20 protein-coding genes are annotated in these 24,479 nt (G+C 70.8%); 10 read left to right on the top strand and 10 right to left on the bottom strand.

Annotation, left to right across the window (positions count from 1 at the left end; all coding sequences use genetic code 11):
* Window positions 1-19: 19 nt before the first annotated feature.
* Entirely contained in the window at window positions 20-1,045 is a 1,026-nt protein-coding gene (locus ACNJ7K_RS13610) for a YlbL family protein (RefSeq protein WP_120283515.1), read from the bottom strand.
* Window positions 1,046-1,227: 182 nt separating this feature from the next.
* On the opposite strand from ACNJ7K_RS13610, the gene ACNJ7K_RS13605 reads away from it, so the two are divergent.
* From ACNJ7K_RS13605 to ACNJ7K_RS13595, 3 genes are all read left to right on the top strand, one after another.
* Window positions 1,228-2,673, top strand: a complete 1,446-nt coding sequence (locus ACNJ7K_RS13605; RefSeq protein WP_159417909.1) for a zinc-dependent metalloprotease — start codon at window positions 1,228-1,230, stop codon at window positions 2,671-2,673.
* An 84-nt stretch (window positions 2,674-2,757) separates the two neighbouring features.
* Window positions 2,758-3,651, top strand: a complete 894-nt coding sequence (locus tag ACNJ7K_RS13600; RefSeq protein WP_487041808.1) for a hypothetical protein — start codon at window positions 2,758-2,760, stop codon at window positions 3,649-3,651.
* Complete coding sequence (locus tag ACNJ7K_RS13595; protein WP_159417907.1) at window positions 3,648-4,973, top strand: ABC1 kinase family protein; 1,326 nt, start codon at window positions 3,648-3,650, stop codon at window positions 4,971-4,973. The genes ACNJ7K_RS13600 and ACNJ7K_RS13595 overlap by 4 nt, the downstream gene beginning before the upstream one ends.
* A gap of 19 nt (window positions 4,974-4,992) precedes the next feature.
* Here the strand turns inward: ACNJ7K_RS13595 and ACNJ7K_RS13590 are convergent, their stop codons facing one another.
* Entirely contained in the window at window positions 4,993-5,322 is a 330-nt protein-coding gene (locus tag ACNJ7K_RS13590; RefSeq protein ID WP_487041807.1) for a WhiB family transcriptional regulator, read from the bottom strand.
* Between the two features lie 515 nt (window positions 5,323-5,837).
* Here ACNJ7K_RS13590 and ACNJ7K_RS13585 point away from each other — a divergent pair.
* The gene (locus tag ACNJ7K_RS13585; RefSeq protein ID WP_258258510.1) at window positions 5,838-6,197 is read left to right on the top strand and encodes a VOC family protein; all 360 of its coding nucleotides are present in this window, start codon (window positions 5,838-5,840) and stop codon (window positions 6,195-6,197) included.
* 29 nt (window positions 6,198-6,226) lie between these two features.
* Here the strand turns inward: ACNJ7K_RS13585 and ACNJ7K_RS13580 are convergent, their stop codons facing one another.
* Complete coding sequence (locus tag ACNJ7K_RS13580) at window positions 6,227-8,371, bottom strand: ATP-dependent DNA helicase UvrD2 (protein WP_120279826.1); 2,145 nt, start codon at window positions 8,369-8,371, stop codon at window positions 6,227-6,229.
* Between the two features lie 109 nt (window positions 8,372-8,480).
* Between ACNJ7K_RS13580 and ACNJ7K_RS13575 the strand changes: the two genes are divergently transcribed.
* Window positions 8,481-8,735, top strand: a complete 255-nt coding sequence (locus ACNJ7K_RS13575) for a mycoredoxin (protein ID WP_016693351.1) — start codon at window positions 8,481-8,483, stop codon at window positions 8,733-8,735.
* A gap of 77 nt (window positions 8,736-8,812) precedes the next feature.
* On the opposite strand, the gene nudC is transcribed toward ACNJ7K_RS13575, so the two are convergent.
* Together nudC and ACNJ7K_RS13565 are read right to left on the bottom strand one after the other, a co-directional pair.
* Complete coding sequence (gene nudC / locus ACNJ7K_RS13570) at window positions 8,813-9,712, bottom strand: NAD(+) diphosphatase (RefSeq protein WP_159417905.1); 900 nt, start codon at window positions 9,710-9,712, stop codon at window positions 8,813-8,815.
* 9 nt (window positions 9,713-9,721) lie between these two features.
* Window positions 9,722-10,810, bottom strand: a complete 1,089-nt coding sequence (locus ACNJ7K_RS13565) for a potassium channel family protein (protein WP_120279828.1) — start codon at window positions 10,808-10,810, stop codon at window positions 9,722-9,724.
* Between the two features lie 121 nt (window positions 10,811-10,931).
* Here ACNJ7K_RS13565 and ACNJ7K_RS13560 point away from each other — a divergent pair, with 121 nt between their 5' ends.
* Both ACNJ7K_RS13560 and ACNJ7K_RS13555 read left to right on the top strand, forming a co-directional pair.
* Window positions 10,932-11,321, top strand: coding sequence for a DoxX family protein (locus ACNJ7K_RS13560; protein ID WP_120279829.1), 390 nt, complete (start codon window positions 10,932-10,934; stop codon window positions 11,319-11,321).
* Between the two features lie 49 nt (window positions 11,322-11,370).
* Window positions 11,371-12,435 carry an NAD-dependent epimerase/dehydratase family protein gene (locus ACNJ7K_RS13555; protein ID WP_120279830.1) on the top strand — a complete coding sequence of 355 codons (1,065 nt, stop codon included), beginning with the start codon at window positions 11,371-11,373 and terminating at the stop codon, window positions 12,433-12,435.
* A gap of 7 nt (window positions 12,436-12,442) precedes the next feature.
* On the opposite strand, the gene ACNJ7K_RS13550 is transcribed toward ACNJ7K_RS13555, so the two are convergent.
* Together ACNJ7K_RS13550 and ACNJ7K_RS13545 are read right to left on the bottom strand one after the other, a co-directional pair.
* Complete coding sequence (locus ACNJ7K_RS13550) at window positions 12,443-15,799, bottom strand: ATP-dependent helicase (RefSeq protein WP_487041806.1); 3,357 nt, start codon at window positions 15,797-15,799, stop codon at window positions 12,443-12,445.
* Window positions 15,796-19,122 (bottom strand): ATP-dependent helicase, encoded by a 3,327-nt coding sequence (locus ACNJ7K_RS13545; protein WP_487041850.1) that lies wholly within the window; start codon window positions 19,120-19,122, stop codon window positions 15,796-15,798. The genes ACNJ7K_RS13550 and ACNJ7K_RS13545 overlap by 4 nt, the downstream gene beginning before the upstream one ends.
* A gap of 155 nt (window positions 19,123-19,277) precedes the next feature.
* On the opposite strand from ACNJ7K_RS13545, the gene ACNJ7K_RS13540 reads away from it, so the two are divergent.
* From ACNJ7K_RS13540 to ACNJ7K_RS13530, 3 genes are read left to right on the top strand one after another with little or no spacing between them, the layout of a single operon-like run.
* Window positions 19,278-20,063, top strand: coding sequence for an alpha/beta fold hydrolase (locus ACNJ7K_RS13540; protein WP_174247010.1), 786 nt, complete (start codon window positions 19,278-19,280; stop codon window positions 20,061-20,063).
* A 3-nt stretch (window positions 20,064-20,066) separates the two neighbouring features.
* Window positions 20,067-20,393 carry an MGMT family protein gene (locus tag ACNJ7K_RS13535; protein ID WP_120279834.1) on the top strand — a complete coding sequence of 109 codons (327 nt, stop codon included), beginning with the start codon at window positions 20,067-20,069 and terminating at the stop codon, window positions 20,391-20,393.
* A gap of 14 nt (window positions 20,394-20,407) precedes the next feature.
* Window positions 20,408-22,144, top strand: a complete 1,737-nt coding sequence (locus tag ACNJ7K_RS13530) for an NTP transferase domain-containing protein (RefSeq protein WP_487041805.1) — start codon at window positions 20,408-20,410, stop codon at window positions 22,142-22,144.
* Between the two features lies 1 nt (window position 22,145).
* Here ACNJ7K_RS13530 and ACNJ7K_RS13525 read toward each other — a convergent pair whose 3' ends face one another.
* From ACNJ7K_RS13525 to nirD, 3 genes are read right to left on the bottom strand one after another with little or no spacing between them, the layout of a single operon-like run.
* Window positions 22,146-22,874 carry a sirohydrochlorin chelatase gene (locus ACNJ7K_RS13525; RefSeq protein ID WP_487041804.1) on the bottom strand — a complete coding sequence of 243 codons (729 nt, stop codon included), beginning with the start codon at window positions 22,872-22,874 and terminating at the stop codon, window positions 22,146-22,148.
* On the bottom strand, window positions 22,871-24,010 hold the full coding sequence (locus tag ACNJ7K_RS13520) for a uroporphyrinogen-III synthase (protein ID WP_120279837.1): 1,140 nt from the start codon (window positions 24,008-24,010) through the stop codon (window positions 22,871-22,873). The genes ACNJ7K_RS13525 and ACNJ7K_RS13520 overlap by 4 nt, the downstream gene beginning before the upstream one ends.
* Window positions 24,007-24,441, bottom strand: coding sequence for a nitrite reductase small subunit NirD (gene nirD, locus ACNJ7K_RS13515; protein ID WP_060651360.1), 435 nt, complete (start codon window positions 24,439-24,441; stop codon window positions 24,007-24,009). Before nirD ends, ACNJ7K_RS13520 begins: the two co-directional genes overlap by 4 nt.
* Window positions 24,442-24,479 lie beyond the last annotated feature (38 nt).

Here is a 24,479-nt window from a genome sequence, read left to right as displayed (position 1 = left end):
TCCCTCGGCGGCGGATGGGTCAGCTGCAGGTCGGCGCGTCGCGTCCGTCCGCGATCGCTGCCAGCGCGTCGATCGCGCCCTCGAGCGTCTCGACCTTCACGAGCTGCACACCCTCGGGGGCGCCGCTCTGCGCCTCCGCGCAGTTCTCGGCGGGCACCAGGAAGACGGTCGCGCCGTCCTCCGACGCCGCGGTGAGCTTGTGGGTGATCCCGCCGATCGGCCCGACCATCCCGTCCGAGTCGATCGTGCCGGTCCCGGCGACGTCCAGGCCGCCGTTGAGCAGGCCCGGGCTGAGCTTGTCCACCACGGCCAGACTGAACATCAGGCCGGCGGACGGGCCGCCGATGTCGGCCAGGTTGAAGGTGACCTCGAAGGGCACCTCGGGAACCTCCTCGGTGGCGATGCCCAGGAAGCCCTTGTCCGGGTCGCCGGGCCGTGGACCGACGGGGACGTCGAACGACTCCTCGGCATCGCCGCGCAGGACGGTGATGCCCACCGACTCGCCGGGCGGCACGTCGCCGACCGCGCGCTGGACCTGGCCGGCCGTGCGCATCTCCTCGCCGCCGACGGCGACGATCCGGTCGCCCGCTTCGAGCAACCCGGAGGCGGGAGCGTCCTGGCCCACCTCGGCGATCCGCAGGGTCACCGGCAGATCGAGATAGTGCAGAGCGGCGAGTTCGGCGGACCGCTCCGACTGGGCGAACTGCGCCTGGTCGACGGCCTGCACTTCGTCCTTGCTGCGGTCGGGCGGATAGACCTGCTCGCGCGGCGCGACGCCGTAGCGACCGCTGATCCAGGCGGTGAAGGTCTGCGCGAGGGTGAGATTGTCGGTGACCCCGACGGTCGTCATGAACAGACTGCCCTCGGTCTCGTCCGCCTCGATCCCCTCGAGCGCCACGACCGGGGTGCCCTCGATCTCGCCGAGCGTGTCGAAGACGGGGCCGGGGCCGAGCGCCACGTACGGCGCCCGGACGTTGAACGCCACGACCACGATGACGAGGATCGGGAGCACGAGCGCGAGCGGCAGGACGTAGCGACGATTCACCCGGCCAGGGTAGCGGTCGGCCGACGATGCCCCGCACCACGACCGTGCTGTGTCGCTCATGGCGTACCACGCCCCATCTGACGGCGTACCACGCCCCATCGTGATGGCGTACCACGCCGTGTTCGCCATGAGCGTGACCACGATGCCGGTCCCCGCCCGGGCCGCCTTGTACCGTTGGATACATGAGCGACACGCCCTTCGGATTCTCGAATCCCGACGACGACCCCGACCGCAGGAAGGACGAGGGTTCCGGTAGCGGCGGATCCGGTGGCGGTATCCCCTTCGGATTCGGACTGCCCGGCAGCGGCGGGGGCGACAACCCGTTCGGCGGTCAGGGCTTCGATCCCGCGCAGTTCGGTCAGATGCTCAGCCAGTTCGGCCAGATGCTCGCCGGCATGGGTAGCGCCATGGGTTCCGGCGGCGGCTCGGGCCCGGTCAACTACGACATTGCGACGAAGCTCGCACGACAGCAGATCGGGTCCGTCGACCCGGTCTCGCCCCGCACCGCCGACGCCGTGACCGACGCCGCGCGCCTCGCGGAACTGTGGCTCGACGCGGCCACCACGCTTCCCGCGGGTGCGTCGAAGGTCGTGGCGTGGACGCCCGTCGACTGGCTCGACAACACCCTCGAGACGTGGAAGCGCCTGTGCGATCCGATCGCCGAGCAGGTCAACGGGATGATGCTGAACGGTCTGCCCGAGGAGGCCCGCGCGATGGCCGGGCCCATGCTCGGCATGTTCTCCCAGATGGGCGGGGTCGCCTTCGGCTCCCAGCTCGGTCAGGCCCTCGGCCAGCTGTCGAAGGAAGTGCTCACCTCCACCGACATCGGTCTCCCGCTCGGCCCGGAGGGCACCGCTGCTCTGCTGCCGGCCGCGGTCGAGAGCTTCGGTGAAGGACTCGAGCAGCCCGCCCAGGAGGTGCTCGTCTTCCTCGCCGCACGCGAGACCGCCCACCAGCGCCTCTACAGCCACGTGCCGTGGCTGCGTCAGCGAATGCTGGCGACCGTCGAGGAGTACGCACGCGGCATCCGCATGGACATGTCGTCGATCGAGGATCTCGCGCAGGGACTCGATCCGTCGGCACTCACCGACCCGTCCAAGCTCGAGGAGATCCTCAAGCAGGGCGCGTTCGAACCCCAGACCACCCCGGAGCAGAAGGCCGCACTCGAACGACTCGAGACGATGCTCGCGCTCGTCGAGGGCTGGGTCGAGACGGTCGTCGCCGACGCGCTCGGCGAGCGGCTCCCGGGCGCCTCGGCCCTGACCGAGACCCTGCGCCGTCGCCGCGCCACGGGCGGACCGGCGGAACAGACCTTCGCCACGCTCGTCGGCCTCGAACTGCGGCCCCGGAAGGTGCGCGAGGCCGCCGCGCTGTGGCGACGTCTCACCACCGACGCCGGCACCGAGGCCCGCGACCACGTGTGGGCGCACCCCGACCTGCTGCCGGACTCGTCGGATCTCGACAACCCGGCAGCCTTCGTCGACCGTGTGATCGGCGGCGGTACCGGAGCCTTCGACGATCCGATCGCCCAGCTGCAGGCGACCATGGAACGCGAGCAGGCCGAACGGGATCGCGCCGCCGAGGAGGGATCCGACGAGGATCGTCCCGGGGACGACAGCACCTCCTAGAACGACCCGACAACGGTGCCCGCGCCTGTGGACAACTGCTCCTCGTGAGCCGTCCACGGGCGCGGGTGCTGTCAGTCTGTCTCCATGATCACCGCATCGCGCGAGACGACCACGAATCCCGTGCCGCCCGAGACGGCGGTTCTCCGGGTCGATCCGGAACTGGCCGTGCTCGAACGGTCCGACGGCTCGATCCAGCTCGGCTGGGGTCCCGACACCGCGACCGTCGTCCTGCCACCCGAGGGCATGGACAGCTTCGACCTCGGCGTTCTCGTCCGGCTGCTCGACGGCCGGCTCACCCTCGACGAAGTGCTGGACGTCGTGGCGGAGCGTGGTCTTCCGTCCGGACGGGTCCGGCAGGTGCTCGACGAGCTCACTGCGACGGGCGCGGTCAGGCAGGTCCCCGCGTCGTCGGTCGGTCCGGCGCGACCGCGGCGGGTGCGGGTCCACGGCTCGGGTCCGCTCGCGTCGGCGATCGTCGAGGATCTCCCGGTGTGGGACGTGCGGTGGGTGCGCTCGTCGCCCGGTGACGAACCGCAGGGTCCGGCCGACTGTGTCGTCCTCGCCGACGGGCAGGTGCCCGACCCCCACCTCGTCGACATGCTCGTGCGGGCCGGGATCCCTCATCTCGCGGTGCGGATCCGGGACGGACGCGGCATCGTCGGTCCGTTCGTGCTCCCAGGCCGGAGCAGTTGCCTGCGCTGCGCCGATCTCGTACGGACCGATCTCGATCCGTCCTGGCCGCGACTGGCGAGTCAGCTGTACGGGCGGCAGGGCCACGCCGGTCGGGCGGTGACGTCGGCGACCGCGGCGATGGCCGTCGGTCAGATCGAGGCGTTCCTCTCCGCCGATCCGTCGGTGACTCCGGCGGTCGACCGCACGCTCGAACTGGACCTGCGAACCCACTGCATCGTCACGCGTCGATGGTTCCGTCATCCCCGGTGCGACTGCTCGGCCATCGCTCCGGTCGGTCAGGCATGATGGGGGGCGTGCCAGACATCCCTCGCAGAAGCTCGTCCCGCACTGCCAAGCTCGCGAGCATTCCCCTGGGAATCGCCGGGCGCGCGGCCGTCGGTTTCGGTCGTCGGCTCGCCGGTGGGGATCGGGAGGAGATCGACGCCGAGATGACGGCGAAGGCCGCCGAACAGTTGTTCAGTGTGCTGGGCGAACTCAAGGGTGGCGCCATGAAGTTCGGCCAGGCACTGAGCGTGATGGAAGCCGCCGTCCCGGAGGAGTTCGCCGAACCGTATCGGGAGGCGCTGACCAAACTGCAGGCCGAGGCCCCTCCCCTGCCCGCCCGGGCCGTGCACCGCGTGCTCGACCAACAACTCGGCACGAAGTGGCGTGAGCGCTTCGAGTCGTTCGACGACGTGCCCGTCGCGTCGGCCAGCATCGGCCAGGTGCACCGGGCCGTGTGGTCGGACGGACGCGAGGTCGCGGTGAAGGTCCAGTACCCGGGCGCCGACGAGGCGCTGCGCGCCGACATGCGCACGCTGTCCCGGTTCGCCGGGTTGTTCGCCACGATGATGCCGGGCGCCGATGTGCGTGCGCTGCTCGACGAGTTGTCCGCACGCACCGAGGAAGAACTCGACTACCGGATCGAGGCCGACAATCAGCGGGCCTTCGCGAAGGCCTTCGCCGGCGACGAGAAGTTCCTGATCCCGCGTGTCGTCGCAAGTGCACCGAAGGTCGTCGTGACCGAATGGCTTTCGGCGACACCACTGTCGGCGATCATCAACGGTGGTACGCGAGAGCAGCGCAACCGGGCCGGTGCGCTGCTCGCGGAGTTCCACTTCTGTTCGCCCGCACGCGCCGGTCTGCTCCACAGCGACCCGCATCCGGGCAATTTCATGCTTCTCGACGACGGCCGTCTCGGGGTCATCGACTTCGGCGCCACGGCGGCGATGCCCGACGGCTTCCCGCCGGTGCTCGGGCGGATGGTCCGGCTCGCGCTCGAGGAACGTTTCGACGAACTCACCCGGCTGCTCTACGACAACAAGTTCGTGCTGCCCGGCCGCACGGTTACCGACGAGGAGATCGCCGATTACCTCCGGCCGTTCACCGATCCGATCCACACCGAGTCGTTCCACTTCACCCGCGCATGGCTGCAGCGGGTGGCGGGCACGGCCACGGACTTCTCGAGTTCGACCTTCAAGACGGCCCGGACACTGAATCTTCCGCCCGAGTACGTGGGTGTGTTCCGGGTGCTGCTCGGTTCGGTCGGCATCTGCGCTCAGCTCGACGCCGAAGCGCCGTACATGCGCATCCTCAGTGAATGGCTACCCGGCTTCGTCGAGGAGTAACGAAGCCGGGCAACCGTATTCACGCACAGACCAGTTCCTTGCGGGGTTCGGGCAGCGGATTCTTCCGCGGCCGGCCCCGCGGCCGCTTGCGGGCCACGACGACACCACGGTCGATGATCTCCCCGCCCCACACGCCCCAGGGTTCCTCCCGCTCGAGAGCTGCGTCGAGGCACTGGGCACGCACCGGGCAGCCCGCGCACAGCGTCTTGGCGTACTCGAGATCGGCCGGGGTCTCGGCGAACCACAGGTCGGGGTCGTTGTCGTGGCACGGCAGGGTGTCGCGGTCGCGGTCGTTGCGTGACGTCGCGAAAGTGTCGCTGCGCGACAGGATGTCGTCGGTACGACGCATCTCGTCTCCTTCCGTTCGTTTCGACAGGCTCGACGGGTATTCGCTCGGCACGTGAGCTCCTTCGTTGGTTCGGTGGAATGCGATGCGAACCCGGCCGGAGAACGAGAAAGGCCACGGTCCGCTGGGCGGGGTCCGTGGCCTGGAGGAGACGAAGGTCTACCGGGAGATACTTCCCGATCGACTTCCGACCACGGACGAGACGGCGGCGGCGTACACACGTCGGCGTGCACGCGGCGCGGCGGCCACTGCGGGAGCCACAGATGTGGCAGTGCGGGTGGTAGCGGCGGCCACAGCGACACGAGGGGCAGCTGCTACTGCCACAGCGACACGAGGGGCCGTTGCCACTGCACGAGCATCGAAGCCGAGCATCGGGGCCACCTCACTTTCTCGTCGCGCACGGGCCGTCTCCCGTGACATCGTCATCCAGCCTAGATTCGTGGACACGATCGGCACAAGTTATTTTCTACCTGCGGTTTCGTGTCGCGGTCTTCGTCCCGGCACTACAGTCGGAGGGCATGTCCCTCGCGACCACGAGATTCCTGCCCGTCCTCGACTGCCCGGATCCGCGCGCGCTCGCCGACTTCTACCGCCGGTTGCTCGGATGGACGATCACCAACGAGCGAGAGGACTGGGTCGAACTCGCCCGTGACGACTCGACCGCCATCGCATTCCAGCGCGATCCCGACTTCACGCCGCGTCACTGGCCCGCCGACGGTGTGCACGCCCATCTCGACTTCCACGTGCCCGATCTCGACGAAGCCGAACGTCTCGTCCTCGGGCTCGACGCGCTGCGCGCCGACGACGGATCGAACAAGAGCACCTTCCGGGTGTTCCGCGACCCGGCGGGGCACTACTTCTGCCTGTGCGCCGAGTGAACCCGGCCGAGACGTCGGCCGGGTAGTCCTCAGAGGTCGAGGGTGTCGACGGTGCGCTCCCCCCGCACGAGGGCGAGCACGTCGGCGCCGTACTGCTCGAGCTTCTTCGCCCCGATCCCCGGGATGGCGACCAGCGCCCGATCGTCGCGCGGCTGCTGTTCGGCGATCGCGACGAGGGTGTTGTCGCTGAAGACGACGTAGGCCGGAACCTTCATCTCCTTCGAGCGCTCCCGGCGCCATTCCTTGAGCGCGACGAGCAGATTCTCGTCGAGATCGGAGGGGCACCCCTCGCAGCGACCGAGCATGGTCGAGGTGGTGCCCATGAGCGGCTTGCCGCAGACACGGCACTGCGGGCGCTTCTTCCGCGGGGAGGCCGGTTCGGCGATCTTCGACGCGGGTGAACTGTCGGGGATGAGCCCGTGCAGGAAGCGGGAGCGTCGCCGCGACCGGCGACCGCCCGCCGTGCGGGACAACGCCCACGACAACTGCAGGTGCACGCGGGCACGAGTGACGCCGACGTAGAGCAGCCGCCGTTCCTCCTCGATGCCGGCCTCGTCGGGCGGGGTGTCCTTGTCGCCGGTGACGTGGGTGATCGGCAGGGTGCCGTCGGTGAGCCCGACGAGGAAGACGGCGTCCCATTCGAGGCCCTTCGCCGCGTGCAGAGACGCGAGCGTGACGCCCTGGACGGTCGGTGGCTGACGCGCCTCGGCACGAGCCGCGAGATCGCGCAGCAGGCCCTGCAGATCCAGGTCGGGTTCGTGCTCGAGCAGTTCCTCGGTGAGCTGCACGAGCGCGACGAGCGACGCCCAGCGCTCGCGTGCCTGCGCACCCACCGGTTCGGTGTCGGTCAGGCCCAGCGGCACCAGGGTGGCCCGGACGAGGCTGAGCAGCCCGGCACCGCGACCGGCGTCCTCCGGCAGGTCGTCGCGTGTACCCACCTGACGCAGGGCATTGACCGCCTGCCGGACCTCCGCGCGGTTGAAGAAGCCTTCACCTCCGCGCACCTGGTACGGGATTCCCGCCTGCGTGAACGCCTGCTCGTAGGCCTCGGACTGGGCATTGATGCGGTAGAGCACCGCGATCTCGGCTGCCGGCACCCCCTTGCCCATCAGCTTCGCGACGGCCTTGGCGACCGCCTGGGCTTCGGCGGGCTCGTCGTCGAACTCGGCGAAGGTGGGCTCCGGTCCGGACGGACGCTGACCGACGAGCTTGAGCCGGGTGCCGGCGATGCGGCCCCGCGCCGCGCCGATCACGCGGTTGGCGAGGTCGACCACCTCCGGGGTGGAGCGGTAATCGCGTTCGAGGCGTACGACCGTGGCGTCGGGGAACCGGCGGGAGAAGTCGAGCAGGTGCTTCGGGGTGGCGCCGGTGAACGAGTAGATGGTCTGGTTGGCGTCGCCGACCACCGTGAGGTCGTCGCGCTCGCCGAGCCAGGCGTCGAGCACGCGCTGCTGCAGCGGAGTGACGTCCTGGTACTCGTCGACGACGAAGCAGCGGTAGCGGTCGCGGAACTCCTCGGCCACCGCGAGGTTGTCCTCGAGGGCCGCGGCGGTGTGCAGCAGCAGGTCGTCGAAGTCGAGATACATCCCGTCGCCCGACCGGGTCTTGAGCTGCTCGTAGGTCTCGTAGACGCGCGCGACCCGCTCTGGATCGGCCGGTGGGGTGCGGTGGGCGCGGGCGGCCGCGGCGGGATAGTCCTCGGGCGCGACGAGCGTGCCCTTGGACCATTCGATCTCCGACAGCAGGTCGCGCACGGTGTCGGTGTCGGTCGGGAAGCCGCACCGGTGCGCGGCCTGCGAGACCGCCGCGAACTTGCGGTCGAGCAGTTGCCACGGCGTGTCGCCGACGACCTGCGGCCAGAAGTACCGCAGCTGCCGCAGGGCGGCGGCGTGGAAGGTGCGGGCCTGCACCTGCGTGCCGTCGCCGCCGATGCCCAGGGCGCGCAGGCGTGAGCGCATCTCCCCTGCCGCGCGGGCAGTGAAGGTGACGGCGAGGACCTGGCCGGCGGAGACGTGACCGGCGGAGACGAGGTGGGCGATGCGGCGCGTGATGGTGCGGGTCTTGCCGGTGCCGGCACCGGCAAGCACGCAGACCGGTCCGCGTGGGGCGAGTACCGCTGCTGCCTGCTCGGGGTCGAGACCGTCCACCACATCCGCACACATGGCCTCCATCATGACAGCGACCGCCGACAGCGCAGCCCCCGGTGACCCCGCCCGCTGTGGTGAGGACCACAGCTCACCCCGGTCGCGGAACATGTTCGGCGGCTGTGATGTTCTCCAAGACATGACGACCACCGACGCACCCGCCCTGACCGTCTACTCCACCACCTGGTGCGGTTACTGCAGGCGGCTGAAGACCCAGCTCGACCAGAACGGCATCGCGTACACCGAGATCGACATCGAGTCGGATCCGGCCGCGGCGGAGTTCGTCGGCAGCGTCAACAACGGCAACCACGTGGTGCCCACCGTCAAGTTCGCCGACGGCAGCACCGCCACCAACCCGTCGCTCGCCGAGGTCCAGCGCGCTCTGGGTCTGTAGTTCCTGCTCGTTCGGAAAGGCCGGTCGCGTCCGCCGCGGCCGGCCTCTCTCGTGCCCGGACCCTCTGTCCGGGCCTTCTAGTCCTTGGCCCAGCCCTCGAGCATCCCGCGCGCGATGGAGATCGAGCCGGGCAGCAGCAGCGGGGCGTCCTCGGCGGAGGCCCAGTCGCCCGTCGCCAGCGCCGCACGGACCTCCTCGCGGGTGAACCACCGCGCCTCGGTGATCTCCCCGTCGCGGAAGTCCAGCGCCTGCTCGGGATCGGCAATCGCCGCGAATCCCAGCATGAGCGACCGGGGGAACGGCCAGGGCTGACTGCCGAGATACCGCACGTCGCGCACCTCGACACCGACTTCCTCGCGGATCTCCCGCACCACGCACGATTCGAGCGACTCACCGGCTTCGACGAAGCCCGCGAGAACGGAGAAGCGCCGCTCGGGCCACACCGGCTGCCGGGCGAGCAGGACCCGATCGTGTCCGTCGTGCACGAGACAGATGATCGCCGGGTCGGTGCGCGGGAACTCCTCGTGCCCGGTCTCGGTGCTGATCCGCGACCAGCCGGACATCGTCGGGCGGGTGGGCGAGCCGTCGACCGCGCTGTAGCCGGCGTTGTCGTGCCAGTTCAGCAATGCGACCGCGCTGACCATCAGGTCGGCGTCGGCATCGTCGAGACGCTCGCCGACGCGTCGCAGATCGGCCACCGTGCCCGTCTGCGCCAGGACGCGGGCCGCCCAGACGTGATGTCCGTCGCGGATACCCAGGAAGATCGCGCCCTCGACCGGTTCGGGACCGAGTTCCGACGCCTCACCGAGCACGAGAGCGCTGTCGGAGACGCGGACCTGGTTGCGTCGATCGACCCGCAGGAGTTTCGCGTCGGCCCAGCCGGCGCGCAGGGCGTCCTCGTCCGAACGCAGCTCCTCCGCCCGGTCGACGACGGTACGAGAGAGCAGCGGGGTACCCGACAGAGCGAAACCGGTCACATCAGCACCCTAGCCACGCATGGCGCCCGGCGGCGAACCCACCAGCCGGATGTAGAGCAGTTTGTCGCTCGCCTCGAGTGCGTCGACCTCGGGCGAACCGATCCGCCACATCCGCCCGTCGCGGACGACGGCGAGGACGATGTCCTTCAGATGCCGGGGAGATCCCCCGACCTCGCCGGGCTCGACGTCGCGTTCGGTGATGGCGAATCCGGCTTCCGGTGTGAGCAGGTCCTCGATCATCTCGACGACGTTCGGAGTGGTCGTGGCGATGCCGAGCAGGCGCCCCGCCGTCTCCGACGAGATGACCACCGAGTCGGCACCGGACTGACGCAGCAGGTGGGTGTTCTCCGACTCGCGGATGGCGGCGACGATCTTCGCGCGCGGGGCGATCTCGCGGGCGCTGAGGGTCACGAGCACCGCGGTGTCGTCGCGGTTCGCGGCGACGATCACCGCCGACGCGTGCTGCACCCCGGCGAGCCGGAGCACATCGGACTTCGTCGCCGAACCCTGAACCGTCACGAGGCCCTGGCCGGCCGCGGACTCGAGAACCACCGGATCGGTGTCGACCACGACGATCTCGGACGGGGGTACCCCGTCGCCGAGCATCGCGTCGACTGCGGTACGGCCCTTGGTGCCGTAACCGATGACGACGGTGTGATTACGCACGCGGCGCCTCCAACGCTGGATCTTGAATGCTTGCCGGGAACTCTCGGTCAGTGCCGACAGAGTGGTACCGACGAGCACGATGAGGAAGAACACCCGGAGCGGGGTGATCAGCAGGATGTTGATCAGGCGCGCTTCGGGTGTGAACGGGGTGATGTCGCCGTAGCCGGTGGTCGAGAGCGAGACCGTGGCGTAGTAGACACAGTCCAGCAGCGACAGTTCGTCGCCCTGGGCGTCGCGGTATCCATCGCGATCGAGGTAGACCACGACGACCGCGAGGAACAGCGCAGCGAACGCGTAGCCGATGCGACGCGCGATCGCGAGTCCGGGACTCGTCTGTTCCTGGGGGACGCGCAGCACACCGACGAGCGCGAAGTCGGGGCGCTCGGTGAGCTGATCGGAGCGGCTGAACCGCGCACGCAACCTCCCGGGCATCGCGGTGTCCCACCTTCCTGCTGTCGGCCTCCACTGGCGGCCACCCTCGGTCGTCGCGGTACCGAACGGACTGCGCCCGATACCGGATCGCAGCGTACCGCCGCGCGTTAGTGTGGCACGCATGTCCACGAAAGCGGCACAGCGCTCTGCGATCCGGCTGTCAGGTCTTCTTCTCGGCGTCGGAATCCTGCACTTCGTGCGACCGGAACCCTTCGACGGCATCGTGCCGCGCGCCCTGCCGGGTGATGCCCGCACCTACACCTACGCCTCGGGGGTCGCGGAGATCGCCGTCGCCGGCGCGCTCGCCGTGCCCCGCACCCGGCGCCTCGGCGGTTCCCTGGCCGCGGCGCTGTTCCTGGCGGTCTTCCCCGCCAACGTGCAGATGGCCGTGACGTGGCTGCGCAGCCCGAAACTCTCCCCCGCCGCCAAGGCGGTGTCGCTCGCCCGGCTCCCGCTGCAGATCCCGCTCGTCACCGAGGCACTGAAGGTCCGCCGCACATCCTCCCGCTGAGCTACCCACACGCGGTGATTGAGGTCACAGCGAGCGGGTATGCGTCGGTATGGACACCGGACGTGGTCTGAAGGTGGTCGTCGTCGGCGCGACCGGCAATCTGGGAACCGGGATCGTCGAGGCGCTCGGACGCGAACCCGACGTCGCCGAGATCGTCGGCGTCGCGCGACGACCGACGGAGTGGACGTCCCCCAAGGCGACCTTCACGGTCGCCGACACCACCACCGACGACTTCCGCCCGATCGTGCGGGGCGCCGACGCGGTGATCCACCTGTCCTGGCTGTTCCAGCCAACTCACCGTCCTGAGGTGACCTGGAAGAACAATGTGCTCGGCGCGATCTCTGTCTTCGAGGCGGCTGCCGCGGAGAAGGTTCCCGCGCTGATCTACTCGTCGTCGGTCGCGGCCTATTCGCCCGGAAGCTCGACGGATCGCGTCACCGAGGACTGGCCCACACACGGATGGCCGGGTGCCGCCTATCCCCGCGAGAAGTCGTATCTGGAACGTTTTCTCGACACCCTCGAATTACGGGCGCCGGAGATGCGCATCGTGCGGATGCGGCCCTACTTCATCTTCAAGCGCGAATCGGCGACCTCGCAGCGACGCCTGTTCGTCGGCCCCCTGCTCCCGGGAAACCTGCTGCGCAGCGGACTGCTCCCCGTGATGCCGTTGGTCGAGGATCTGCGTGCCCAGGTACTACACACGAGCGACGTGGCCGACGCCTTCGTCCGTGCGACCGTCCGGCCCGTCCGCGGCGCGTTCAACCTCGCCACGGAACCACCCGTGGACGGCGCGTTCCTGGCAGAGATGTTCTCCGCCAGGAAGATCCCCGTACCGCGTGCAGCACTCCGCGAGGCCGTGAGGGCGGCGTGGCACGCGCATCTCGTTCCTGCCTCCCCCGGCCTGCTCGACACCGTTCTGCAACTTCCGCTGCTCGACAGCACGCGCGCCCGCACAGAACTGGGCTGGGAACCGCAGTATTCGCCGCCCGAGATCCTCGAGGAATTCCTGTCGGGACTGCGGGAAGGAGCCGGGATGCCCACCGCTCCCCTGGCACCCGACACCGCCGGGCGCCGGGCACACGAAGTGGCCACCGGTATCGGGCAGCGCCCCTGAGTCGGTGTCACTCGCCGTCGGCACGCCCTCGCAGATTCCCCGCCTCGAGCACGAGGCGTTCGAGCATCGCCGCATTCGGCAGTTCCTCGGGTGCGACGGTGCGTCCGGTGCGGACGTAGTGGAAAGCCGCTCGAACCTTGTGTAGCGGTAGTTCGGCCGGCCGGCCGGTGAGCCGCTCGGTCCGCGCCGCCATCAACTGCGCCCAGGCGAGACGGTAGGCGGCGAGCTGCACACCCACCGCGGCGAGCTTCTCGCCTTCCGGTTCGGCGCCGGTCTTCCAGTCGATGACCGTCCAGCCCCCGTCCGGATCCTCGAAGACGGCGTCGATGCGTCCGCGGATCACGGTGCCGCCCAGGGCCGTTTCGAACGGCACCTCGACCTCGACGGGGTTACGCGACGCCCACTTCGACCGCAGGAACGCCTCCTGGAGCCGGTCGAAGTGCGAATCGTCGCCGTCCTCGTCGTCGGCACCGGGAAGCTCGTCGAGGTCGAGCAGGCGTGTCGCGCCGAATCTGCGCTCGAGCCACGCATGGAAGGCGGTGCCGCGACGCGCGAGCGGATTGGGCCGGAACGGCAACGGACGACGTAGACGGGCAGCGAGGGCGTCGGGATCGGTGGCGAGATCGACGAGCTGACTGACGGACAGCTGTGCGGGCAGCACCACCTCGGCGCTCTGCTCGGCGCGCTGTTCGCGTTCGGCCAGGAGCGCATCGACGTCGGTAGCCCACTCGTCGGGATCGTCGTCGTACTCGGTCGGGAGGTCGGTCCGGTCGAACTCGGCAAGGACCAGTGCCGCGCCGCGTTCGACCTCGGTGCGCCGGGCACCGAGCGGGTCGCGCGGCCACAGTGCGCTGCGGGGTGAGGCCGTGAGCGGATTCTCCTCCTCCGGTTCGGGTTCCGGAGCCCAGTGGTCGACCGCACCGAGTCCGGGCCGGGCCGTGACGATCTCGTGCAGTTCCCGGAGGAACGGCGAGGGCCCCTTCGGTTCGGATCCGGTGTCGGCCCAGTGGTGGGCGGAGACGAACAGTGCCCGCTCGGTGCGGGTGAGAGCGACGTAGAACAACCGGCGGTCCTCGTCGAGCTTGCGGCGCTTGAGCGCGTCCTTGTGGGCGTCGATGGCCCGCTCGAGCATCTTGCGATCGGAGACGTCGTCGAGGTCGAGCACGGGCACACCGTCGGTGCTGCCCGGATCGTCGTCGGGCAGCACCCGGTCGCCCCGCAGATGCGGAGGCAGTTCGGTCGTCGAACCGAGCCAGGTCGCGGCGGCCGTGGACGACGGGAAGACCCCGGCGGCCACGTGCGGCACCGCGACGACCTCCCATTCGAGGCCCTTCGCGGAGTGGACGGTGAGGACCTGCACGCGGTGGGGGTCGACCTCCACCTCACCGGGTGCGAGTCCCTGCTCGATCTCCTCCGCCGCCGCGAGGTAGGACAGCAGACCGGGAAGCGTCGCGTTGGTGCGTCCCGCGTAGGACGCGACGACGGAGGCGAAGGCGTCGAGATGCTCGCGGCCGGCGACACCGCGCCTGCTGCCCACGCGGGCCTCGGTCTCGATGCCGATACCGAGCACACGCTCGACCTCGGCGACGAGTTCGGTGAGCGGCTGACCGAGCCGCTCGCGCAGGGAGGTCAGCTCGCGGCCCAGCGCGACGATGCGCGCGTAGCCGAACTCGGAATAGCGGCTGCTGTCGCCGGGATCGGAGATCGCGTCCGCGAGACCGGCCTGATCGGCGTACTCACCGGGCAGCGCCGAATCGAGGGCGTCCTCGAGCGCATCGGGATCGGTCACCGCGCCGGCGACACCCCAGCGTCCCGCGATGGCCAGTTCCTGGGCGCGTTCCCACAACGCCTTCAGGTCGGCGGCACCGAGCTGCCAGCGGGCACCGGTGAGCACCCGCACGGCCGCGCTTCCGGCCAGCGGATCCGCCGCGAGACGCAGCATCGCGAGCACGTCGGCGACCTCCGGCGTGTGCAGCAACCCACCGATGCCCACGACCTCGACCGGAAGGTCGCGGGCGCGCAGCGCTTCGGCGATCGGCGCGGCGTCGGCGTTGCGCCGGACGAGGACCGCAGCGGTCGGCGGTGTGCGTCCGGCCTCGCGGGCGGCGGCGTACTCGGCGGCGATCCGGTCGGCGACCCAGTCGCGTTCGACCGCGACGTCGGAGTGCAGTGCAAGGCGGACGTCGCCGGCGGTCGCGTCGGGGCGGGGACGCAACCGGCTGACCGACACCCCGCGATCGCGCAGGGGCTCGGACGAGACGTTCGCCAGTTCGAGGGCCTGCGGCGGATTGCGCCAGCTGGTGAGCAGTTCGCGGGTGGGTGCCGGCTCGCCGTCGGCCGCCGGGAAGTCGGTCGCGAACCGCGGCAGGTTGGCGGCCGACGCACCGCGCCAGCCGTAGATGGACTGCATGGGATCGCCGACCGCGGTGACCGCGAGACCGGGATCGGCGCCACCGCCGAACAGGGCAGCGAGCAACACGCGCTGGGCGTGCCCGGTGTCCTGGTACTCGTCGAGCAGCACAGCCCGGAATCGTTCCCGCTCACCGGCTCCCACCTCGCGGTGATCGCGGGCGACCCGCGCGGCGAGCGACATCTGGCTGCCGAAGTCGAGGGCGCCTTCGCGGCGCAATGTCTCGGACAGCCGTTCGACGAGCGGAAGCAACTGCAACCGCGCGTGCTGGGTCTCGAGGTAGCCGAGCAGCGTCTTCGACGGTGCTCCGCGCTGCCCCGGACCGGGCGGGAGGGTGTGCACGAGCTGTTCGAGTTCGACGTGGGCGTCGCGCAGCAGATCCGGCTCGACGAGGTGCTCGGCGAGCTGGCCGGACAGGGCGAGCACGGCCTCGGTCACCGATGCAGGATTGCGGTCGGTGTCGAGTTCGCCGTCCCACGAGCTGACCACGCGGTGCGCGACCTGCCACAGCTCGGTCTCGGACAGCAGGGTCGCCGACGGTTCGATGGGCAGCAACAGACCGTGCTCGGTGAGCAGGCGACCGGCGTACGCGTGGTACGTGCTCACTTCGGGTTCGCTGCCGAGGATCCGCGCGCGCAACCCACCGCTCGGGTCGAGGTCGCGCAGGAGCGCCGATCCGGCGAGCTTGGCCAGGCGCGCCCGGATACGGGCCGTGAGCTGCTGCGCGGCCTTACGCGTGAAGGTCAGGCCCAGCACCTGCTCTGGTTCGACGAGACCGTTGGCGACGAGCCACACCACCCGCGCAGCCATGGTCTCGGTCTTGCCGGCACCGGCTCCGGCGACGACCAGCATCGGGCCGGGCGGGGCCTCGATGACGGCGGCCTGCTCGGTCGTCGGCGGCAACTGTCCCAGTGCCTCCGCGAGGCGCTTCGCGCTCACCCGTGGAGCACTCATTCCCCTGTCACCTGCCTGCCTTCGTCGTGTGCCGGGCAGCTCGACAGCACCGGGCAGTGCCGGCACCCGTCGTTGACCCTCGCGACGAAACGGGGGCCGCGGGTCGCGGCCGCTGCGTCGTGGATGATCTCCCGCCACTGGGCGAGACCGTCCTCGTCGAGGGGCGGCTGCACGCGCTGCGTCGCGCCTTCCTTGTTGTGGGGTTTGGCCACGAAGACCAGGCGCGCGCCACCGGGCTCCGATGCCGGTTCACCCTCGATCGCGCCGGCCGCCGCGGCGACCTGGTAGGCGGCGAGCTGGGCATGATCGCGCGCGGCGTCCTTCGACACCGGGTTCTTCGCGGTCTTGACGTCGATGACGACCGGACGGCCCTCGGCGTCGCGTTCGAGCCGATCGATGCGACCGCGGAGCCGCACGCGGGGCTTGTCGTCGGAATCGGGTTCGAGGATGCCGTCGACCTTGATCTCGACGCCGATCTCGGTGAGCTCTCCGCGCGTGCCCTGCAGCCACGTCGAGAAGGTGTCGAGCATGCGACGGGTGCGTTCGAGCTCGCGGCGGGCATACCATTCGGCGCCCAGATCGACCGAGTCCCATGCCTTCTCGAGGGCCTGATCGATGCGGTCGGGCGGGATCCGTCCGGCGAGCGCCTGGACGAGGGTATGGACGAGCGTGCCGGTGACGGCGTGGCTGTTCTCGCCGTCGGAACCGCCGTGCCGCTCGAACATCCACCGCAGCGGGCAGGTCGTGAGCTGCTCGACCGTGGACGGCGACAACCGCACCGCGTCGTCGTCGGGATCCCACAGCGGGTCGGCCGTGCTGGGATCGGCCGTGCCGTACCAGTCGTCGGGGTGGGCGCCGCGGACCCCGGCCCGCGCGAGCCGCGCGAGTTGCTGAGCGGCGCGCTGCTGTCGTTCGGGTTCGGTCTCGGCGATCTCCGGATCGCACACCACGCTGCGCAGTTCGGCGACGAGCGCGGGCAGGGCCAGCACGCGGGTGCGCACCTCGTCGGGCACGGGTTCGGCGAGGAGATCGTCGGACGCATCGAGCTCGTCGGTGTCGACACCGCGCAGTTCGTCGACGAAACGGGAACGGACCAGTTCGCTGTCGCCGCTCACCGAGTCGACGGCCGTCACCAGGAGGTGGGTGCGGGCGCGACTGCACGCCACGAGGAACAGGCGCCGCTCCTCGGCGAGCAGCGGTGCGGTGCGCGAGAGCCGCGCACCGGTCTCGTCGCCGCCGTCGGCGCCGGAGACGGCGTCGATCAGAGCTTCGATGCCGAGCAGGGTGCCGCGTGCTCGCAGGCTCGGCCACAGGCCCTCCTGGACACCGGCGACCACCACGACGTCCCATTCGCGACCGGCAGCGGAGTGCGCGCTGACGACCGTGACCGCTTCGGATTCGGCGGCGACGCGGGTGCGGGCCGTGGCGGGGATCTCCTGCTCGGTGAGGTAGTCGACGAACCCGGCGATGTGTGCGCGGGGCAGACGGTCGACGTAGTCGGCTGCGGCGTCGAACAGGGCCACGACGCCGTCGAGATCGCGGTCGGCCTGCGCACCGATCGGCCCACCCCAGGCCGACGCGGCGGCCCATCGCCGTTCGAGTCCGGTGGCCTGCCATGCCTCCCACAGCACATCCTCGAGACCGCCCCCGCGCAGCGCCGCCGAGCGGGCCTTGCGCAGCACACCGAGCACCTTCTTCAGCGGGGCGGCCTCGACGTCGGTCAGTCCACGGATCAGGTGCGCGTTCTCGGTGGTGTCGTCGCCCTCGGTGAGCAGGATGCGCAGCAGTTCGGCGGAGTCGCGGTCGTTGCCCGACGCGAGTTCGACCCGTCGCAGGCCACGCCGCAATCTGCGCAGCGCGACCGGTTCGGCACCGCCGATGGGCCCGGACAGCAGGGCGAGCGCTTCGTCGCCGCCGAAGCCGCTGTCGGACACCGCGCGCAGCACGAGCAGCAGTCCCGCGACGCTGTGCTGACGGGCCAGCGGGAGTTCGGAGGCGGCGGTCGTCATCGGGACGCCCGCCGCGAGCAGCGCGCGGCGCAGCGGAGCGAGCACCCGCGGCACGGACCGGACCACGATCGCCATGCGCGACCACGGCACACCGTCGACGAGATGGGACCGGCGCAGGGTGTCGGCGACCAGTGCCGCCTCCTTGGCCTGCGACGAGCACACCGCCACGCGGACCCGCCCGGGATCGTTTTCCTCGACGCTGTGCCCGGCCATACCGCGGTGCGGCGGCAGGCCCGGCAGTCTGCGAGCGATCCCGTCGGCGAGCGACGCCACCTCGGGAGCGGCACGATGATTGACACCCAATACGACCCGGCGCGATCCGTCGGCCTCGCCGAGGCTCTCCAGGAAGGAAGTGTCGGCGCCGCGGAAACCGAAGACGGCCTGATCGGGGTCGCCGGCGATCGTGCTCGTGCGAGTGCCGGTACCGATCACGCGGACCAGGTCGGCGGCCTGCGGATCGAGATGCTGGGCGTCGTCGACGAGCAGGTGGCGGATCCGGCCGCGCTCGGCGGCCAGCAGATCGGGATCGGTCGCGAACGCCGCGAGCGCCGCACCGACCAGTTCGGCCGCGTCGAGTGCCGGAGCGGTGGCCTCCGGAGCTTCGAGACCGACGGCACCTCGCAGCAGCATCACCTGCTCGTAGCGCTCCGCGAAACGCCCGGCCGCGACCCACTCCGGTCGATTGCGGCGCTCCCCGAGTGCCACCAGATCCTCCGGACCGAGACCGCGCTCGTTCGCGCGCAGCATCAGGTCGCGCAGTTCGACGGCGAAGCCCGTCATGCCCAGTGCCGGACGCAACCGCTCGGGCCACATCCCGGCGCCGTCGTCGATGTCGCCGCGCAGCAGTTCGCGCAGCACGGCGTCCTGTTCGGCGCCGGTGATCAGGCGCGGCGGCGGATTACCGTGCGCCGAGGCCTGCAACCGCAGCACCGCGAAGGCGTAGGAGTGGACGGTACGGACGAGCGGCTCGCGCGTCGCGCGGGGCACGGCGCCGTCGCCGAGCGCGATCAGACCGGCCGTGATCGCCTCGCGCACGGCGGTGGCGGCCCGCCGCGAATGCGTGAGGATCAGCACCGACTCGGGATCGGCGCCGCGTGCGATGCGGTGGACCGCGAGATCGACCAGCAGGGACGTCTTGCCCGTGCCGGGACCGCCGAGGACCTGCCACGGCCGCCAGCGGAGGGAAGGCGGGGCGTCGTCGAACAGCACGCGCACGTCGTCGGGCCACTCGCGGGCCACCGGCGCCTCGGCGGACCTGCGTACCAGGCGCGCGGCCGGGCGACGGACGCGATCGGGGATCTGCGGTTCGGACATGCGCGAGACGGTGGCAGGCAGGTCGGTGACCTGCGCCCGTGGTGGGTGCAGGTGGGGGGTGCCGGTATCGACGTCGAGCATGACCCCATCCCACCAGACGGGTACGACAGCGTCCGGGAGCACACCGCGTGGTCCCGACTGGGATAGTGGTCGGCGTGAGTGCCACGGAGCTTCTGCACACCCATCTGTTCGGGCCGGACGACGGGCCGGAGGTCCTCGCCCTGCACGGACTCACCGGTCACGGTCGACGCTGGCGGAACCTCGCCGAACGGCACCTGCCCCACCTGCGGTTCGTCGCTCCGGACCTGCGGGGACACGGCCGGTCGCCGTGGACTCCCCCGTGGTCGTTCGAGGCGCACGTCGCCGATCTGACGGCGGTGCTGGACGCGCACACCACCGGTCCCGTCACCGTGGTGGGCCATTCCTTCGGGGGTGCCCTCGCGCTGCATCTCGCCGCCGCGGTGCCCGACCGGGTGCGGGCGCTGGTGCTCCTCGATCCGGCGATCGGTCTCCCGGCCGACCGGATGCTCGAGATCGCCGACCTCACCCTCCACAATCCCGACTACACGGACGAGGCCGAGGCCCGGGCCGAGAAGGTCCACGGCGACTGGGGCGAGGTGGCACCCGAACTGCTCGACGAGGAGATCGCCGAGCACCTCGTCGAACTCGACTCGGGGCGCGTCAACTGGCGGATCTGCGTACCGGCGCTGGTGACCTCGTGGGGCGAACTGGCCCGCGGACCCGTCCTGCCGCCGGCCGGTATCCCGACGATCTTCGTACGGGCCGGGAAGGTGCAGCCCCCGTACACCACGGCGAATTTCCGTCGCGACCTCGCGGAACGACTCGGCGACGACCTGACCCTGCTCGAATTCGACTGCGACCACATGATCGACCAGGCCCGTCCCGCCGAGACCGCCGAACTCGTGGCCCGGATGGTGTAGCCGGTGGTCACCACGGACGAGCAGATCGAGCGGGTCCGCGAACTCGTGGCCTCCGTGCCCGCGGGCCGGGTCGTGACCTACGGCGACATCGCCGGTGCCGCGGGCCTGTCGAGTGCACGCACCGTCGGCTGGATCATGCGGACCGATTCCGCGGACCTGCCGTGGCACCGCGTGGTCCCCGCCTCCGGGCGACCGGCCGCGCACCTCGCACGCCGGCAACTCGCACGCCTCGAACTCGAAGGTGTCCCGATCTCCGGCGACCGGATCGATCTCACCCGGGCACGGCACCGGTTCCCGCCGGACTCAGGCGATCACGAGCGGAGCGGATGAGGCAGCATGAAGACATGAGCACGCTCACCCACGTCGAAGCCGTGATCGTCGCGGGAGGCCGCGCGACCCGCATGGGAGGCGTCGACAAGCCCGCTCTGACCGTCGGCGGCCGCACGATGCTGGACACCGCCCTCGACGCGGTCGAGGGGTGCGCGCGGGTGACGGTGGTGGGTCCGCACCGCGACGATCTCGACCCCCACGTGCTGCAGATCCAGGAGACACCGCCCGGCGCGGGTCCGGTCGCGGCACTGGCAGCGGCGGATCCGGTCGCCGATCTCGTGGTCACTCTCGCCGCCGACCTTCCGTTCGTCACCCCGAAGACCGTCGCGGCCCTGTTGGAGTCCCTGAACGAGGATGTGGCGGCCGAGGCCGCCTTCGCGGTGGACGACACCGGACGGGTGCAGTTCCTGCTCGCCGCGTGGCGGACACCGGCGCTGGCCGCGCGTCTGGACTCACTCGGTGGAGACGTCGCGAACCGGCCCATGAAAGCGTTGTTGCCCGAGCGGTACGTCACCGTCCCGGTCTCCGAAGCGACCGACTGCGACACCCCCGCCGATCTGGAGGCGGCGCGCGCCGGATCCGCGACCGCCCGTGTGGCCCCCGACCCCGACCACGCGCGGAGAATCCTACGAGAAGCATTGTCACCGTTGCCTTCCCGCACCGTTCCGGTCGAGGAGGCGCAAGGCGCCACGTTGGCGGCACCGCTCGTCGCGGCGGAGGCGCTGCCTCGCGTCCGGACCTCGGCCATGGACGGTTACGCGGTGGCGGGCGACGGACCGTGGTTGCTGCGCAACGAGATCCGCTACGCCGGTGACGGGGGCTCGCTCACGCTCGGCGACGGAGAGGCCGCCCGGATCGCGACGGGCGCCCACCTGCCGGCCGGCGCGACCGCTGTCGTGCGCGACGAGTTCGTCCGTGTGGAGGGCGGTTTCGTCACCCGTCTGCCCGATGCACCCGTGCGCGACGACGCGCGTCGCCGCGGGGAGGACTGGGAGTCGGGGACGGTCCTTGCCGAGGCCGGCACCGCCGTGAGCCCGGCGGTCGTCTCCGCAGCCGCCAGCGGTGAGGTCACCGAGCTTCGGGTGCGCGGTCCGCTGCGTGTGCACATCGCGCTTACCGGCGACGAGATCCGTCGCACCGGTCCTCTCCGCGAGGGGCAGACGCGCGACTCGCTGGGTCCGATACTTCCCGACTTCGTCCGCTGGTGCGGCGCTACGGTGGTCGGCGAAGGACATCTCCGTGACACCGCGGACGGATTCGACGCGTTGTTCACGGGCACCGACGCCGATGCGATCGTCATCGTCGGCGCGACGGGTGGTGGCGCCGCCGACCAGTTGCGCGGTGCGCTGGCGCGGGCCCGCGCGCAGGTGGTCGTCGAACGCGTCCGGTGCAAGCCCGGCGGATCGCAGGTCGCGGCGACGCTGCCGGACGGCCGTGCAGTGCTGGGACTGCCCGGGAATCCGGTGGCGGCGGTGGCGACGCTGCTGGTGATGCTGCCTGCGATCGCCGACGGCCGCACCCTCCGTACCCCGGCGACTCCTGCGACCGCTCCACTGGCGAATGCCTCGGAGGTCGTCGGCGACATCACGCGGTTGCTGCCCGCCCGTCAGGACGGGCAGGGACGATGGTTGTGCGACAACACGATTCGCACGGCGCATCTCGCCGGTCTCATCGGACGCAGCGCGATCGCCGTGGTGCCGCCGGGAGCGGTGGACGGCGATCGCGTCGAATTGTTGCCGCTCCCCCGCTGATTCAGTCGCAGTGGCGAGCCGCTCCCACAGGAGCGAGGCGCAACGCGTCGACTGCGGAGCGGTAGCGCCGGGCCACGAGGTCGACGACGGGTTCGGCGACACCGATCGGCGCGGCGACGCCGTCGGCGCCGACCTCCGACAGCCGGCGGTGGAAAAGACCGTCGGCGAGAAGATAGGACGCGACGAACACCCGACGCGCGCCGCCGGCACGGACCTCGTCCACGACTGTCGCGACCCGCGGTTCGCCGGTGGCGATCCACCCGACCCGCACCGGGGTCCGCACGAGCGACGAAACCATGCGGGCCGTCACGTGGACGTCGCGGCAGGCGCGAGGGTCGGAGGAGCCGGCTGCCGCAAGCACGACGTCGTCGCCCTCGACCCAGCCTGCCTGCCGCAACCGCTCGACGAGAACACGGGCGAGAGCAGGGTCGGGACCGAGCGCGGGGGTGATCGTCACCGCGTCGTTCCCACCGGCCGCGACCTCGCGCGGAACGTCGGTGTGCACGTGATAGCCGGAGGCGAGGAAGGCGGGGACGAGCACGGTCGGACGGTCGGTGTCGCGCAGGACCTCCGAGGGCGACGGGCCGAGGACGTCGACGAAGGCGACACGGGTGGGGCCGACGCGGGAGGAGACGGCATCGGCGAGCGCCGCGATCATGTCGACACCGCGCGGATTGCGGGTGCCGTGCGCGACGAGCAGCAATGCCGGGTCGGTGTGTGTACCGGTCATGGATGCATTCCTTCCGGGTCGACGGCGAGGCGGTAGCCACGCTTGACGACGGTCTGCACGATCGCCGGTGCGCCGAGAGCCGAGCGCACCCGGGCGACCGCGGTTTCGACGGCGTGGGTGTCGCCGCCCCCACCGGGCAGGGCAGCGAGGAGTTCCTCGCGGGAGACGACGAGACCGGCGCGCGCGACGAGCGTGCGCATCAGGGCCATCCCGGCAGGGGGAAGGCACCGCACGGTGCCGTCGACGATCACGCAGCGCCCTCGCGGGCTGAGCACGTGACCGCCGGCCTCGATGCGCACGGCCCGCCGGGGAAGTTCCTCGGCGATGTGCCGGGCGAGCGAACCCAACCGGGATCGGTGGGGCATGCTGACGGGCACGTCGAGTTCGGTGAGCGGTGCCGCGGTGACGGGACCGACGCACACGGCGGTGACGCCGGTGCGCAGCGACCGCAGCATCGGCTCGAGCCAGCCGGTCTCCTTGGCCCGCATGAGCATCGACGCGACGGCCGGTGCGCTGGTGAAGCTCACGGCGTCGAGTCCACGTTCCACGATCTGCTCGATCATCCGGTCGAGCGCGGTGAGATCCTCGGGGGGCGTCCACCGGTAGACCGGGACGGGCACGACGTCGGCGCCCGCAGCGCGCAGCGCCTCGCACACGTCGGTCCCGGGTTCCCATTCGGTGCGCTCACCGTGCAACTGCACCGCGATGCGGCGGCCGGCGACACCCTCGTTCAGCAGGAGTTCGAGCACCTCGGCGGACGATTCCGAGGAAGGGGACCACTCCTCGCGGAGTTCGGCGGCCCGGATCGCGCCCGTGACCTTCGGGCCACGGGCGAGGATCCGGCTCGCGCCGAGTGCCTGCGCGAGGTCGTCGGCGAGTCCCCAGCCTTCCGCTGCGCCCATCCACCCGCGGAACCCGATCGCTGTGGTGGCGATCGTGATGTCCGGGGGCTGCGCGACGATGCAACGGGTGACACGCTCGAGTTCGTCGTCGTCGGACAGCGGGATGATGCGGATGGCGGGGGCGTGCACGACCTCGGCCCCACGCCTGGTGAGGAGCGTGGCGAACTCGTCGGCACGCCGAGCTGCCGTCACGCCGATGGTGAATCCCCGCAGCGGCACGTTGTCGTCGCTCACGAACCCTCTCCGGTCGCATCCTCGTGCCGCCGGTCGCGCGGGACGAGGCTGTGGATCTGGACGACTCCCGCCCACACGCGCACCTCATAGACGGGCAGACGCACCGACGGATCGTCGAGGCACCGGCCGTCGTCGAGGGAGAAGACCTGCTTGAGCAGCGGCGAGGCCACGGTGGGCTCTCCGCCCCGGTCGCCCACGATGCCGCGGGACATCACCGCGGCGCGGCCGAACGGATCGAAGTTGCCCACTGCGCGCAGGGTTCCGTCGTCGAGCAGGAACAGGGCCACCTGCTCGCCGCCGCGCAGCAGCACGGCCACGCCGCGGCCCGGAATGAGATGGCTGAGCGGACAGGCCGAGGTCCATTCCAGCCGCCCGTCGAACACGCTGTCGCGCGTCGATCCCCCTACGGTATGCGTCTCGATGACGGTCATCGCTGTCCTCCTTGAAACTGCTGTCCTGAAGTTTGGGC

Origin of the sequence: Rhodococcus shunpengi (assembly GCF_048381395.1) — a bacterium.
Classification (GTDB): domain Bacteria; phylum Actinomycetota; class Actinomycetes; order Mycobacteriales; family Mycobacteriaceae; genus Rhodococcus.
Note: the sequence above shows the minus strand (reverse complement) of the source record. Positions and strands in the feature narration are given on the sequence as shown.

Bases quoted from the DNA above. Each gene is read 5' to 3' on its own strand.
- ACNJ7K_RS13595 (WP_159417907.1), top strand. From the start codon at position 3,648: ATGATGGGGGGCGTGCCAGACATCCCTCGCAGAAGCTCGTCCCGCACT.
- ACNJ7K_RS13600 (WP_487041808.1), top strand. From the start codon at position 2,758: ATGATCACCGCATCGCGCGAGACGACCACGAATCCCGTGCCGCCCGAG.
- ACNJ7K_RS13550 (WP_487041806.1), bottom strand. From the start codon at position 15,799: ATGAGTGCTCCACGGGTGAGCGCGAAGCGCCTCGCGGAGGCACTGGGA.
- ACNJ7K_RS13555 (WP_120279830.1), top strand. From the start codon at position 11,371: ATGGACACCGGACGTGGTCTGAAGGTGGTCGTCGTCGGCGCGACCGGC.
- ACNJ7K_RS13525 (WP_487041804.1), bottom strand. From the start codon at position 22,874: ATGACCGGTACACACACCGACCCGGCATTGCTGCTCGTCGCGCACGGC.
- ACNJ7K_RS13580 (WP_120279826.1), bottom strand. From the start codon at position 8,371: ATGATGGAGGCCATGTGTGCGGATGTGGTGGACGGTCTCGACCCCGAG.
- ACNJ7K_RS13530 (WP_487041805.1), top strand. From the start codon at position 20,408: ATGAGCACGCTCACCCACGTCGAAGCCGTGATCGTCGCGGGAGGCCGC.
- ACNJ7K_RS13585 (WP_258258510.1), top strand. From the start codon at position 5,838: ATGTCCCTCGCGACCACGAGATTCCTGCCCGTCCTCGACTGCCCGGAT.
- ACNJ7K_RS13590 (WP_487041807.1), bottom strand. From the start codon at position 5,322: ATGCGTCGTACCGACGACATCCTGTCGCGCAGCGACACTTTCGCGACG.
- ACNJ7K_RS13545 (WP_487041850.1), bottom strand. From the start codon at position 19,122: ATGTCCGAACCGCAGATCCCCGATCGCGTCCGTCGCCCGGCCGCGCGC.
- ACNJ7K_RS13560 (WP_120279829.1), top strand. From the start codon at position 10,932: ATGTCCACGAAAGCGGCACAGCGCTCTGCGATCCGGCTGTCAGGTCTT.
- ACNJ7K_RS13565 (WP_120279828.1), bottom strand. From the start codon at position 10,810: ATGCCCGGGAGGTTGCGTGCGCGGTTCAGCCGCTCCGATCAGCTCACC.
- nirD (WP_060651360.1), bottom strand. From the start codon at position 24,441: ATGACCGTCATCGAGACGCATACCGTAGGGGGATCGACGCGCGACAGC.
- ACNJ7K_RS13575 (WP_016693351.1), top strand. From the start codon at position 8,481: ATGACGACCACCGACGCACCCGCCCTGACCGTCTACTCCACCACCTGG.
- ACNJ7K_RS13605 (WP_159417909.1), top strand. From the start codon at position 1,228: ATGAGCGACACGCCCTTCGGATTCTCGAATCCCGACGACGACCCCGAC.